This window comes from Legionella qingyii (assembly GCF_003990155.1).
Classification (GTDB): domain Bacteria; phylum Pseudomonadota; class Gammaproteobacteria; order Legionellales; family Legionellaceae; genus Legionella; species Legionella qingyii.
This window is the reverse complement of sequence record NZ_RZGX01000003.1, coordinates 13,525-26,125: the sequence shown is the minus strand read 5'-3', so window position 1 is coordinate 26,125 and position 12,601 is coordinate 13,525. Positions and strand designations below refer to the sequence as shown.

Genomic DNA, 12,601 nt, shown 5'->3' with positions numbered 1-12,601 from the left:
GAAGGGGCCGCAGGATGGATGAGGGGTAAGTTTTCTTCCACCTCGAACACTCATTAAGAAAACGTCTACACAATAGAATGTCGTGCCATTGGCAAATGGTCCATCTTGCGATATACATATTCCAAATGTTGGCTTAATCTCCCACGTATTTGCTGAGGAGTAATAATTTCGTCGATTAATCCAGACACAAAAGCATCTTCTAAAGAAGGATCAAGATGCCGCATGTCAGTAACACAATGCTTCGTCTCAGTAGACACTTGTCCATCAGTATTTTGAACCCTTTTCGTAGTCTCTTTACTCATTACACCAAGAGTTGCTGTCTCCAAAGACAAGACCAGATCTCCTTGTTGAGATGCAGTTTGCATCATCAGAAATGCTGCAGCTCCATAGCATTTACGCACAATCACACTCATTCTAGGAACTCGAGTTTGCATCGCAGCACATAGCCTCGCTCCGTGTTGTAACAATCCCTTTTGTTCTTCGCGTTTTCCAGGCATAAATCCGGGAACATCAATTAAAGTAAGCACTGGAATCCGATAGGCATCACATATCCGAATAAATTTAGCTGCTTTTTGCGCTGCATCTGAATCAATTGCACCACTAAAACGAGTACTCTGATTAGCAACGATACCTACTACATACCCATGAATACGTACAAAAGCACAAATCATGGCTTGTCCATAGGCGCTTTTGTATTGCCATATTTCAGAATTATCGACAATTGCCTGAATCAATTCGAGCATATTAAATGGCACTCGCGGATCAGCTGGAATATTGGGTAAAGCATGAACAGGCTCTTGCACCGAATGGATAGGAGGACATTCTCCACCATGTGATGGAAAAATGTTGAGCATGGCTTTTACATGATTTATTTGCGCACTGATACTGTCATCGACAAAATCAGCAATACCTGTAGTACCTGCATGCATTGCTGTACCACCTAATTCACTCATACTGACTTTTTCGCCTATAGCTTGCTGAACTACCATCGGACTCGTTACCATTAGGTAACTGCGATGCTTGTTGAAAAAAAGCAGGTCCATTAGTACTGCAGAATAAGCGGGTGCCCCGAGAGTTGGAGCAACAAGCACCGCAAATTGTGGAATCACACCGGATAAGTTGATGTTACGTGCGATAATTTGTGTATATTCATCACCACTTAATAAATTTTCTTCTAAAGAAATTCCCGGAGAGGCTAAAAAAGCAATAATCGGGATACGTAAATCTTTGGCCCTATCCATAAGACGCACAATTTTTTTTGCGCCCTGGCTCGTAATATACCCTCGGTTAACTGAATTATCATGGGCATATATTGCAACGGGACGGTGGTTTATTTTAGCCAACCCCGTAATCACTTCAGCACCAAATTGTAAATGGGTTTGATTATTAGGAATATAATCAGCAAGTAATGGAAGAAAACTATGTTCGTCAATAAGATTTTCTATCCATTTCATCGTGGTTTTACCAACGGACGACGAGGACATATCATGCTCAGTTAAAATAAATTTTATATAAAATATACACTTCGTAATTACAAGGGTCAATTTTTCCTAAAAAACAGCTATAATTTAGGCACATTGACTTCCTATAATTTATAGTACGCGCTAAAAAAAGCAAACTAAAGAACATAATAAAAGGTTATTTATGGAAATTTTGCATCCTAACATTCGTTTTGATATTACAGCCGCATCTCGCGTCCTTCCTGACTCCCCCTCTATTACCAATCTGGAAATTTTACAAAACTTTCCAAGAACCTCAGAGCATTCTTTAGCTTTTTTAGAGAAATTTGCTGAAAAAATTGGCGAGGAGTTTGGTTTTTATTCCCGTTATTGGTGTCATAAACCTTGGGAATCTTTAGATAAGTCTCGAGAATTGACATCTGAATCCTTAGCGACTGAGGCGGTACAAAAATTGTTTGCGAACTATACCCCCTCAAAAATACATGCCTTTTTACTGGGCTCTACTACCAATAAACGATTTACAGGCTCTCAAGCTGCTGCAGTTCTTGGGAACTTAGGAATAGATGCCCCTGCTTATGATTTAAAAACTGGCTGTTCAACTTCTCTATCTACGCTTCATCTTGCCTACGCCTTAATGGCCTTAGGGTACCCTAATGTGATGGTGAGTTGTGCTGAAACCTTATCTAAAGTAATCGATCCTGAAAATGAAAAAACATGGATAGGATTAGGTGATGGTGCAGCCGCCTTGCTCATGGAAAAAAAAGAAACTGGTGCATTCACCGTTGAGAAAACCTTTTTTTCTACGGAAGGAAAATATGTAGAAGCATTTACCACCCATGGTGTTTTTCCCCCCTCCAAAGAACAAATCGATACTGTAGGCTATCACTTAATTGGTGATGAGTCGCTAATGAAAGAACTCGCTTATACTAAATACAAGCAGATGCTAGCCCATTTATTACCTACAGAAGAGGATAGAAACGCTATTACCTGGATTATCCCTCATCAAGTAAATCGCAAATTAATTACCGAACTGCTCCAAGAAAACCAAATGATGAACAAAGCAATTATTTGGGACTCCGATACGATTGGTAATATTGGTGGTGCATCCATTCTCTATTCTCTGGCTAGAGCAATTGAAGAAAATATTTTTGATCGATCTGGAAAAATACTTATGATGAGTGTCGGAGGTGGCCTCTCCTATGCAGGACAAGTTCTCCGATTTCACCAGTCATAAGGGCCGATGATGAATAAAGAGATTTTTAGCTGTGAATCACTAGTTGATGCAATTCGATCCAGAGCTCTTCATACCCCAGAGAAAATAAGCTGCACTTTTCTAAACAGAAACTTAGAAGAAAAAATGACTTTTTTTGAATTGGATGAACGGGCAAGAGCCATTGCAGCACAATTACAAGCCCAAGGAGTAAAACCTGGAGATAGAATCTTATTATTATTTTCTCCAGGACTACCCTTGATTCAGGCTTTTTTTGGTTGTCTTTACGCGGGATGTATTGCTGTACCCATTTATCCTCCTGCCCAAGCAAAATTATTGGATAAAGCACATCGCATCATTCATAATGCACAACCAGTATGTGTGCTTATGACAGCCGATCATTTGGTTAAATTTGCCACACTGGATTGTAAAGGAAAACCACATCTTGATGAAGTGCCATGCTTTGCTATAGACAGCATGGAATTACCAATGAGTTTTTTTTGGCACCCCCCCCTTATTCGCGGACAAGACATTGCATTTCTGCAGTACACATCAGGATCAACGATGCATCCTAAAGGGGTCATGGTCACCCACTGCAATTTATTGGATAATATTCACAAAATATATGCTGCATTTCAGTTAAATGAGGAAACTATTTCATTCAGTTGGCTTCCGCCCCATCATGATATGGGGTTAATAGGTTATATTTTAACTCCGATTTATGCGGGGGTACCTACCTATCTGATGTCTCCATTTTCTTTTTTACAAAATCCTCTTTCCTGGTTACAAAACATTAGTAAATATCGAGCGACCATAAGCGGTAGCCCTAATTTCGCTTACGATTATTGTGTAAAACGCATTAAGGAAGAAAAAAAACAGGGGCTCGATTTAAGCTGCTGGCAAATTGCATCGAATGGGGCCGAACCCATTCGAAAAGAAACATTAGAACATTTTTATCATGCATTTAAAGATTATGGATTTCACAAAGAAGCCTTCTATCCTTGTTATGGTTTGGCTGAAGCAACCTTGTTAGTTACAGGAAATACCCCAGGCACTCCCTATCGTACACTCACTTTGGCTAAAGAACAGTATCAGGATCATCGTGTCCATTTTGCTACAGAAGAAAGCCCTCATAGCCATAGTTTAATTAGTTGCGGCCGCTTTATGCAAACAGTAAAAATTGTAGATCCGGAAACACTCGCCCTCTGCAGTAATGACCAAATTGGTGAAATTTGGGTGCACAGTGCCAGCGTAGCCCAGGGATACTGGCAACAAAATGAAGAAACACAACATACGTTTCACGGTAAAATTTCTGGTGATGTAAGTAATCAATTGTATTTAAGAACTGGCGATTTAGGGTTTGTACATGAAGAGGAATTATATGTGACGGGTCGGATTAAAGATTTGATTATCCTTTATGGTAAAAATCATTACCCGCAAGATATCGAGTACTCTATTCTCCATGCCCCAGTACATCACTCTCTGGGCAAATGTGCTGCGTTTGTTATTCAAAGAGAACAAGAATATGAACTGACCGTCATGTGTGAGGTAAAAAACCGTTTTATGTCGCCTGAGGAGCAAGATAATTTATTCAATACAGTGTTTGAACTGATCTATCAGACACATCAACTCGAAATTCATAATATTATTCTTATTCCACTCAAAGCGATGCCGCATACAACCAGTGGGAAAATTCGTCGAAATTTCTGTCGCAAACATTTATTAGACAAAACATTACCTATAATCGCTACCTGGCGATTAAATAAGGTGGAGGGTTAAGATCATGCAATTTCTATCTCAAGAATCTCCAAATAGAATTGCATTAAGCTTCGAGGATCAGAAATTTAGTTTTGCTGAACTAGAAACCGCTATCCAAAAAATGTCGCCCCAGTTGAAAAAACTACCGCCAGGAATATTGGTTTTACACGCCATACCCCAGTCTTCATTTGTGATTCAATTGTTAGCTGCTTTAAACATCGGAAAACCTGTTGCACTCTTTGCTCCTCAAGAATTGGGGCAGGAAAAACGCCATCTTTTAGGTACGAATATGACGGTGTGTGAGCAGGGTAAGCTCATCGACATCCAGGAAAACAATCATATCAAACATCACCCGGAACTTGCTTTAGTACTATTTACCTCCGGTAGTACAGGACAAATGAAAGCGGTACAACTGTCTCTAAAAAATATTACAGCAAATTGCAAGGCAGTGATTAATGCACTTGAATTTTCCAGAATAGACGATCAATTATTATTTTTACCCCTGTCATACTCTTTTGGCCTCCTTGGTCAATTACTTCCTGGATTAATCGCTGGAATAAAAACACAACTGATTACGCAATTTACGGATATTAAAACACTATTAGAGACGCATGCTGTTCCTCAAATGTGGAGCGGTGTTCCCTCTCATTGGGTCGCGATTCATAAAATGGCGAGTCTTTTTCCGGAAAGTGCAGCAAAAATAAAAGCGATCGTCTCCGCTGGAGCACCCTTGAGCATTACATTGCGTCATCGTTTGATACAGACCTTCCCCAATGCAATAATTTATAATAATTATGGTTTAACAGAAGCGGCCCCACGAGTATTGACTTATTCCAACAAAGATCCATTATTTCTTGAGGATTTTGCTGGCTATCCAGTAGGTGATTGGCAGATACGTTTGTCAGAAGAAAATGAGTTGCTCATTAAAGGGAGCCAGCTCATGTTGGGCTACTTGGGAGAGGAAAAACAAACTCGAATGCACAATGGTTGGTTTTTTACTGGGGATTTAGCAGAAAAACTACCCTCCGGGTTGGTGGCAATTAAAGGACGCCTGGATCATATCGTCAATATAGGCGGTGAGAAAGTCAATTTAATTGATATAGAACATAAAATTTGCCAAATTGAAGGAATTAAGGAAGTCATTGTTATCCCTTTAGATGATGAATTATATGGTGTCCGTTTACTTGCATGTTTGGAACAAGACAATTTCAGCGCCACAACCACAGAACACATGCTTTCCGAACAATTAAAACAACATTTTTTACCCAAAAAACTTCCAATTACGGTGCATTTATTGAAAAAATTGCCACGTAACCAACACGGCAAGCTTGATAGAAAAGCGCTACTTTTAAGTCAGAAGGAAAAAATCCATGCTCACTGAACGAATTCGCAATACATTAGTAAAGATTGGACTAGGAAATCTTCCTAAAGATTCATCTGCCTCATTGGAACAAGGAGGCTTAGATAGCCTAATGTTAGCCTTACTCATCATCGAGTTGGAACGAGAATTCAAAATTAAGATTCCGGTTATCCCCTTAATAAAAGAACACTATGAATCAATAGACAGTATAGAAAAACATTTAGTTGAGCTGGGGGCAAAATGAATATTTTGATCACAGGCGGCTCATCGGATATCGCTCAAGCTATAGCTAAACGACGGTTGCAATTAGGTGATAAAATCATCATCACCAGCTCAAGTAAGGAAAGTCTAAACAAAACATTAGAGCATTATAAACAACAAGACATGCAGGTCAGAGGCTTGGTATATAATTTTTCCAATCCAGAAGCCAGTAAGGATGAACTGCAAAATTTGCTGCAGGAGCCTTTAGATGGGATCATTCTTAATGCGTTTACGCGTGTCAGCCAACTACGTAAATTGCATGCATTATCCTATCCTGCATTACGCACCTACATCGATGAAAATTTGCATGGTAATATTTGGTTAATTCATCAATTATTACCCGCTTTATTGGCCAATAAATTTGGGCGATTAATTCTAATTTCCAGCCTTTCTGCAATTACTGGTACCAGCCGCTATGGTGCTTATTGTGCGACCAAAGCCGCACTCGAAGGATTGTTTTTAAATCTTGCCGTAGATTACAGCGCCAATAATATTTTATCCAATGTTGTGCGTGTCGGTTTAATTAAGACCTCAAGAACCGAGCAATTTTGGAAAAGACCTGCCTATCAAGAAAAGATGGCACAAATTATTCCTCAAGGAACGATGGGAGAAGCAGCACAAATTGCAGAGGCAACAGATCCTCTATTGTCCAGAACCTCATTTATAACAGGTTCTGTGATTACAGTAAGTGGAGGTTTACCACTCATGCGTTCTGAAGGAATATTATCATCATGAATTTATTACGCGCTGAAAAAAATATATACATAAAAGGACCATTTACAGCATTACCCGAGAAGGTTATGAGTAATCAAGAAGTACTTAAATGGATGAATAGCACACAAAGTCCAACATTGGTTAGCTTCTCGACAGGAATTAGAAATAGACGTTGGGCCAATGAAGATCAGGCATGTAGTGATTTGGCGGTCCTGGCAGCAGAACAATTATTCACCGCGAAGCCTGGAGAAAAAGATAAAATCAACCAAATTATTTTGGCAACCATATCAGGAGATTACCTTGCTCCGCCGACCAGCCCCCTGGTGCAGCACCGACTTGGATTACCCAATACAGGTGCTTTTGATATTGGGGCAGCCTGTGCAGGTTTTGTAGTTGGTTTGCATACAAGTGCTGCCATTACTCAGGCAACCATGGGCTCCATCTTATTAATAGCCAGTGAAATCCGTTCTAAATTTTTAAATAAAAATAATTTTGCTACAAGTGTTCTTTTTGGCGATGGAGCAGCTGCTTGTATCGTATCCACAGATAAGGAAAATGCAGAGTTTCGTTTTCTTGCCTCTGCTTTATTTGCTGATGGAGAAGTCAGCGATACGGTATCCACTCCTGCAGGAGGTTCACGGTTGCCCGCAGCGAATTGCACGAACCCCGAATTGTTTTACATCACAATTAAAGAAAATACTGCACTATTTATTAAAGCGGTGCATGGTATGGTTGATGGCGCAGAAGAGTTCCTGAAGGCATTAAACCTTACTACTGCAGATATTCAATGGTTGGTTCCCCATCAAGGAAATAAAAATTTAGTTTTATCTGTTGCTAAACAATTAGGTTTTCCCGAAGACCGTATCGTCAAGACCGTAGAAGAAACAGGTAATACTTCGGGTTCAAGTGTAGGCATTGCTCTGGATTATCTCCGCGAACATGCACACATCAAAGTAAAAGATAAGGTATTATTAGTTGCAGCAGGTGGAGGTGGTATTGCTGCTTGTGCTCTTTTAGAAGTTATCTAATGTAATTTACATTGTAGCCTGGGTGCAACGCAGCAAAACCCGGGTTATGACTTCGCCTTTACCCTACCCTTTAAAAGTCTAGCTTCGAATCAAACCAGAATTCGGCCAGTGGTGTTCCTTTATAATGCGCCAAATGAAAATTAAAAAACTCTTTTGCTGCCTTTTTTTTCTTGTTTTGTAATAAGCAAAGCAAATAAGTCTGCGCAATGATTTCTGACTGAGCGTCACTGCCTCCGATTTCTGTGCGTCTGGAGATACAAGGAGCCATCCAATGATAAGCAGATTGAAAGTCATTATTCACAAACGCATGAATCCCTTTACTTAAAGGCAGAATAACGGAAAGCCAAAGCGATTGGTTATAGCCATTAGACAGGTTTTTAGCATATGTTTCAATCGATATTAGAGATTTATGAATTGCATCTTCCTGACCTAAACGAGCAAGACAATATACGTAATGAACTGTATTAAAACCGGTGTAATGTGTAAAAGGATTTTCATCAAGATAATTTGCAATAACTTTAAATTGCTCGATCTGCGGCAATCCTGCAATATCCAGACGCCATAATAGTGAAATAGCATCTATTTGCTCGGTAACAATTTCCGGAGAGATACCAAAAATAACAGGATATAAGTTCATTACCTTATCTACTTGTCGTAATGCAAGGTAAAATAATGCCAAATGCCAACTGTTATGTCCGCGAAGAAGTGTTGAGATCTGCTCCCAGCTCCCTCGAAACGTTTCTAAAGCCGCTATCCCTTTCGCACTATTCTTTGTGTTGAGATAGATATGAGCCAGGGTATGGTGCGCCCAAGGTGTGAGTGGTTCGATGGTCAAAGCCTTTTCCGCCAAACGTTGCGCGTCCGATATATGGCCAGATAATTCCGCTGCAAAAGAATGCATGGCTAAAAAATGGGATTCATCTTGATTATGTGGTGCTATCTGCTCACAAAATTTCAAATAGTGATGACCGTTGTAAGCTTGTCCCGAACAATAAAATAACCATTCAGCAAACTTTGCTGCTAAAGTATCGCGCGGATATAAAGCCGTTAAAGCCGCTAAAATAGTTAAAGCAGTTTCATACTCCAAATTCATCCAGGCTTTAACGGCTTGATACGTTAGATTTTCTCTTAAATTAACTGAATACAATAATTTTTCAGCTTGCGCTAAATGTGCTTTTGCTAGAGATGTAGCTGCATCAGTTTGGCCATAAAGATAGAACGCTGCAGTATAAACCTGAAGGAGCAAATTATCGGGATTATTTTTGACCGCATCTAAAATAAAATGAGGGTCCTTGCCCGCTCCCAAAATTTGTTGATGGAAATGATTGATGCTTTCTATAACTTGCAATGATTGAGTCGTTACGGATAAACCACGATTTGTTTCCATATTATTCCCGACGAAGATCAGCTCCCTTTTTTTATTATATATCTCTTTAAGGTAAATAAGATCAAACATAATTTATTGCGTCAATAAAAGTCATCAGATAATCTATCCGCCCAAAATTCAGAATGGAAGAATTATGAAAAATCAAAAAGAATTGTTCGAGTTTTTGTGTCAGTTAATTGATATTCAAATTAAAAAATACGTTGCTTTGCCCAAAATAGGAATAGGTCCAGATGCGCGTCTTAATGGACAACTTGTTTTTCAAGAAGTAAATGAGTTGCTCGAATTTGCAGATCAACTAATGGATGAAATGGAACATGTAAGCAACGGTAAAGCTGTTTCTCTCGAACTCTTTTCTTCAATATTCGAACAAATTAAATTTTATCTTGAACAAGAACATCTCAGAGGATATGCAGGTTGGCTTCTTGATGAAAACAACATCCATACCCCACTGATGGCACGAGTAAATGAGCAAATCAAACAATTAAAAAAGATCGCTGACTCAGCAAATATTGCATATTCTTCTTCCTCAAAACCTATAACAGAAACACAGCGACAAACGGAATATGATAGTGTTGCAATTGCCTTTTATATTCTAGACCTCGCTATAAAATTAGCTGAAAATCCTTCGATAGAATTGGAAGAAAAAAGTTTAAAACATGCTCTCCCAATACTAAAACGTAATGCGAGTACCCGATATTGCAAAGAGGAGTTTGCACAACCTATCCGTGAGTTGCATCAAAAATGTGGTGAGTTTTTACAACAATCCGAAGATCAAAAAAGCAATACATTACTGGATAAAGCGGATGCTTGCATCTATGAAAAAAAACACCGAGAACAATGGAGCAATTTACTTAAACGTTATCAAGAAATTGAGCCAAACTCTAAATTATTCGCCCCTGAACATGAGTGGTATAAAATTGGTAAATTAACTGAAGAAAAAGCAAAACCAAAATCAGCATATTCTACTCAGAATTTTACATTGTTTAACGGGATGGCCCTTGGCATAGTAGTTGTTGGCATGCTACTTATCTATTTTATGAAGCAGCAGGATAATGAAAATCCCCTAAATTCAATTTTGAATCCCTAAATGAAACCTGAGTCAAGGGACAACGGCACCCCTATTGCTATTTTTCTGTCATTCCCGCGAAGGCGGGAATCGATACTTAAATTAGCGTTGCACCTCTCTCTCGAAAACGGGTCCCCATCTTAGCCGGAACGACGGCTTTTCCCTTAACATAATGGCAGTGAGTATAACCCAGTTAGTAAGACATCATCAGAGAAAATAAAATGGTCACATCCATAAGAATGGAAATACAAATATAAAACAGATTACGCCTGAGTAAACTCAAATAAATCTTTATAAGTATGAAAATTCATCGCATCTTCTTCAGTCACAGTTAAATTATATTCTTCACTAAGAATGGCCAGTAACTCTACTATTTTCAATGAGTCTAAATGCAAGTCTTCTATTAATGCAGTATCATCATGAATTTCTTCTGCTTTAGCGCCTGATAATTTGGATATAATATTTTTTAATTCTGTTTCAGTAATTTTCATAAACAATACCTCTTAATGCTCTTGTGAAGCCAGATAATACCATGAAGCAAAAGAACCTAAGCCTAAAATAAGTAAAATTATCGCTAATGAGAATTGGCCATACCATTCACCCAGAGCGATAATCCCGCTGGACAACGCAGCACTTAAGTCTTGCATGCATGCATATAAGGCACCGACTGTTCCCGCCATATGAGGAAATGGGTGAAAAGCCCCGGCAAACGCATTGATAAAAGTAAATCCCACTCCCATGCTAAACAACGACACAGGGATCATTATGGAAAGCACGTTCTGCAATCCTATGAGTGACAAAAATAACATGGTAAATCCACCTATTATCATAAAGACAATTCCGATAAACACCATGTAGGATACGCCTTTTTTCATCACCATTTGACTGTTAATTATTCCGCTCACACAAATTGCACCGGCAATAAAAATTGTCAATTGGCCAAACTCTATAGGGCTAAGCCCTAATGTATCCTGAAAAAGAAACGGTGCGATCGCGAGATAACCTATCAAACCAGCGGAAGCAAGACAGGCACATAACGCATAACCTAAAAAAACTTTGGATTTTAATAAGGCAAAATAATTGTCGCGCATTACTCTTAATTTAGTTGCATCAGGATTAAGGTTTTTATTTGTTTCAGGAAGAGTACATAAAGCTAAAATCCATATAACAAAACCAAATACCAACAAAAATAAAAAATTAATACGCCATCCAAAATGTTCCTGGATGTAGCCTCCGAGAACTGGAGAGGCAACCATAATAAAAACACTCACAATACCTACATAAGAACCAATTTTGGATAAGACTCTATCGGTAAAGAGATCACGAACTAGAGAACGGCCTACAGAACCACAACATCCTATACCAAATCCCTGAATAAAACGGCCAATAATCAAGACCAAAACTGAAGGCGCAAGAAAACAACATAAGCTGCCTAAAATACTGAGACCAACACCAAACATAAGCGGGGGTTTACGACCAATTTTATCGGATAAAGGCCCATAAAACACATGAGAAATGCTCAAGCCAAGCATGAAAAGTGATAACGTTAATTGAATAGAGGCTTCACTGCTGTTAAAAATCTTGGTAATTGCAGGTAATGAAGGAATATACTGATCAGTAGTCATCTGCATCAATATCATGAGCATTAAAACAACAAAAACCAGTAAAGGATGTAACGAAACTTGCTGAACATCATTTTTTTTCTGCATCAAAAAACCCTTTTTAACCTTCTTAATTAATGGCACCTACCCGAATGAGGCCCATAGTATAACAAAATCACACCATGCATAGGCCCAAAATAATCAAGCAACAAATATAGCCAATAAACCATGTGAGTGATCTTAACGAAGCCATATCCATTAAATAAAAATAACAATAAATAACTCGGGAGATAATGTAAATAATCGCCAAAATTTGAATTGTTATACCGATATGATTTGTCACCATTGCGGTTAATGTAGCAGTCGCAAATACGAGTAACGATTCAAAACTGTTTTGATGGGCGGCAACAGCTCGTGCTCCCATTCCCTGTAATCTCGCCTGTTGAGTTCTTGGATAATGATTATCGTATTTCCCTTCTTTTTGCATAAAATTGGCTACAACAATCTTGAGAAGATAAGGCAATAATATCGCAATGAACAAACAAAGAATTAAGGTAGTCATAAAGTAGTGTTTCCTAACAATATTCGTTTCACATTAAAATCAAAAAATTGTAGCCTGGGTATCGCAAAGCGAAACTCGCTAGCATAGCCTAGCGTTATTTGTGAGTAATTTATAAAAACGAACCATAATAACGAGAATATTTACCCAGTACAATGACTCGGGTTTTCCTATTCGATAAGGAAAATAGTACTTTC

The 12,601-nt window shown here is 38.7% G+C and carries 12 protein-coding genes; 7 read left to right on the top strand and 5 right to left on the bottom strand.

Going from position 1 to position 12,601, the window contains the following annotated elements; all coding sequences use genetic code 11:
* Nucleotides 1-65: 65 nt before the first annotated feature.
* A complete protein-coding gene (locus tag ELY20_RS02520; protein ID WP_110143215.1) occupies nt 66-1,484 on the bottom strand; it encodes a carboxyl transferase domain-containing protein in 1,419 nt (472 codons plus the stop codon).
* A gap of 160 nt (nt 1,485-1,644) precedes the next feature.
* Between ELY20_RS02520 and ELY20_RS02515 the strand changes: the two genes are divergently transcribed.
* Genes ELY20_RS02515 through ELY20_RS02490 form a run of 6 tightly spaced genes read left to right on the top strand, consistent with a single transcriptional unit; the run spans nt 1,645 to nt 7,791 of the window.
* Nucleotides 1,645-2,694, top strand: coding sequence for a 3-oxoacyl-ACP synthase III family protein (locus ELY20_RS02515; RefSeq protein ID WP_110143216.1), 1,050 nt, complete (start codon nt 1,645-1,647; stop codon nt 2,692-2,694).
* A gap of 9 nt (nt 2,695-2,703) precedes the next feature.
* Nucleotides 2,704-4,449, top strand: coding sequence for a fatty acyl-AMP ligase (locus ELY20_RS02510; RefSeq protein WP_110143217.1), 1,746 nt, complete (start codon nt 2,704-2,706; stop codon nt 4,447-4,449).
* 4 nt (nt 4,450-4,453) lie between these two features.
* Complete coding sequence (locus ELY20_RS02505; protein WP_110143218.1) at nt 4,454-5,809, top strand: class I adenylate-forming enzyme family protein; 1,356 nt, start codon at nt 4,454-4,456, stop codon at nt 5,807-5,809.
* On the top strand, nt 5,799-6,032 hold the full coding sequence (locus tag ELY20_RS02500; RefSeq protein ID WP_110143219.1) for an acyl carrier protein: 234 nt from the start codon (nt 5,799-5,801) through the stop codon (nt 6,030-6,032). The genes ELY20_RS02505 and ELY20_RS02500 overlap by 11 nt, the downstream gene beginning before the upstream one ends.
* The gene (locus tag ELY20_RS02495; protein ID WP_110143220.1) at nt 6,029-6,784 is read left to right on the top strand and encodes an SDR family NAD(P)-dependent oxidoreductase; all 756 of its coding nucleotides are present in this window, start codon (nt 6,029-6,031) and stop codon (nt 6,782-6,784) included. Before ELY20_RS02500 ends, ELY20_RS02495 begins: the two co-directional genes overlap by 4 nt.
* Nucleotides 6,781-7,791, top strand: a complete 1,011-nt coding sequence (locus ELY20_RS02490) for a 3-oxoacyl-ACP synthase III family protein (protein WP_110143221.1) — start codon at nt 6,781-6,783, stop codon at nt 7,789-7,791. Before ELY20_RS02495 ends, ELY20_RS02490 begins: the two co-directional genes overlap by 4 nt.
* A 70-nt stretch (nt 7,792-7,861) precedes the next feature.
* Here ELY20_RS02490 and ELY20_RS02485 read toward each other — a convergent pair whose 3' ends face one another.
* On the bottom strand, nt 7,862-9,178 hold the full coding sequence (locus ELY20_RS02485; protein ID WP_110143222.1) for a tetratricopeptide repeat protein: 1,317 nt from the start codon (nt 9,176-9,178) through the stop codon (nt 7,862-7,864).
* 133 nt (nt 9,179-9,311) lie between these two features.
* On the opposite strand from ELY20_RS02485, the gene ELY20_RS02480 reads away from it, so the two are divergent.
* Nucleotides 9,312-10,265, top strand: coding sequence for a hypothetical protein (locus ELY20_RS02480; RefSeq protein WP_126955383.1), 954 nt, complete (start codon nt 9,312-9,314; stop codon nt 10,263-10,265).
* Between the two features lie 242 nt (nt 10,266-10,507).
* On the opposite strand, the gene ELY20_RS02475 is transcribed toward ELY20_RS02480, so the two are convergent.
* The 3 genes from ELY20_RS02475 to ELY20_RS02465 all read right to left on the bottom strand — a co-directional run bounded on the left by ELY20_RS02475 (nt 10,508) and on the right by ELY20_RS02465 (nt 12,407).
* On the bottom strand, nt 10,508-10,735 hold the full coding sequence (locus ELY20_RS02475) for an acyl carrier protein (RefSeq protein WP_058467171.1): 228 nt from the start codon (nt 10,733-10,735) through the stop codon (nt 10,508-10,510).
* A 12-nt stretch (nt 10,736-10,747) separates the two neighbouring features.
* Complete coding sequence (locus ELY20_RS02470) at nt 10,748-11,953, bottom strand: multidrug effflux MFS transporter (RefSeq protein ID WP_110143225.1); 1,206 nt, start codon at nt 11,951-11,953, stop codon at nt 10,748-10,750.
* A 67-nt stretch (nt 11,954-12,020) separates the two neighbouring features.
* Nucleotides 12,021-12,407: an MAPEG family protein gene (locus ELY20_RS02465; RefSeq protein ID WP_110143226.1), complete on the bottom strand. Its 387-nt coding sequence runs from the start codon at nt 12,405-12,407 to the stop codon at nt 12,021-12,023.
* Nucleotides 12,408-12,601: the final 194 nt, after the last annotated feature.

Coding starts and splice junctions, on each gene's coding strand:
- ELY20_RS02520 (WP_110143215.1), bottom strand. CDS start 1,484: ATGTCCTCGTCGTCCGTTGGTAAAACCACGATGAAATGGATAGAAAAT.
- ELY20_RS02515 (WP_110143216.1), top strand. CDS start 1,645: ATGGAAATTTTGCATCCTAACATTCGTTTTGATATTACAGCCGCATCT.
- ELY20_RS02510 (WP_110143217.1), top strand. CDS start 2,704: ATGAATAAAGAGATTTTTAGCTGTGAATCACTAGTTGATGCAATTCGA.
- ELY20_RS02505 (WP_110143218.1), top strand. CDS start 4,454: ATGCAATTTCTATCTCAAGAATCTCCAAATAGAATTGCATTAAGCTTC.
- ELY20_RS02500 (WP_110143219.1), top strand. CDS start 5,799: ATGCTCACTGAACGAATTCGCAATACATTAGTAAAGATTGGACTAGGA.
- ELY20_RS02495 (WP_110143220.1), top strand. CDS start 6,029: ATGAATATTTTGATCACAGGCGGCTCATCGGATATCGCTCAAGCTATA.
- ELY20_RS02490 (WP_110143221.1), top strand. CDS start 6,781: ATGAATTTATTACGCGCTGAAAAAAATATATACATAAAAGGACCATTT.
- ELY20_RS02485 (WP_110143222.1), bottom strand. CDS start 9,178: ATGGAAACAAATCGTGGTTTATCCGTAACGACTCAATCATTGCAAGTT.
- ELY20_RS02480 (WP_126955383.1), top strand. CDS start 9,312: ATGAAAAATCAAAAAGAATTGTTCGAGTTTTTGTGTCAGTTAATTGAT.
- ELY20_RS02475 (WP_058467171.1), bottom strand. CDS start 10,735: ATGAAAATTACTGAAACAGAATTAAAAAATATTATATCCAAATTATCA.
- ELY20_RS02470 (WP_110143225.1), bottom strand. CDS start 11,953: ATGCAGAAAAAAAATGATGTTCAGCAAGTTTCGTTACATCCTTTACTG.
- ELY20_RS02465 (WP_110143226.1), bottom strand. CDS start 12,407: ATGACTACCTTAATTCTTTGTTTGTTCATTGCGATATTATTGCCTTAT.